1 pseudogene is annotated in these 321 nt (G+C 38.6%); it reads left to right on the top strand.

The window, feature by feature from the left end:
* A pseudogene (locus VQ048_RS13120) lies at positions 1-321 on the top strand (type IA DNA topoisomerase); the annotation flags it as partial.

The raw sequence follows: 321 nt of genomic DNA, 5'->3' as shown, positions 1-321 counted from the left end.
GGGTTGAAAGTCTATGAATGGGTCAAAGACCGAAAAATCGCTGATGTGGCATTAACGGGTGAATGGGAAGCCTCTCTCAATGAAATTGAGGAAGGGCAACTCCCTCCAGAAGATTTCCTACAAGCGATGAAAGACTATACCCAAAAAATCACAGAAGATTTTTTAACGATGGAAATCGAAGGAATTGCTTCACCTGCATTGGTTTGTCCCGTTTGTAAAAAACAAAGTGTTCGTTTATACAAGAAAGTTGCTAAATGTATGGAAGAAGATTGTCAGTGGTTATTTTTCAGAAATGTTTGCGGAAAACAGGTAAATGATGAA

The sequence above is a fragment of the Bergeyella anatis genome (genome assembly GCF_036016955.1).
Taxonomy (GTDB): domain Bacteria; phylum Bacteroidota; class Bacteroidia; order Flavobacteriales; family Weeksellaceae; genus JAYWXI01.
This window is presented reverse-complemented; position numbering and strand designations above follow the sequence as displayed.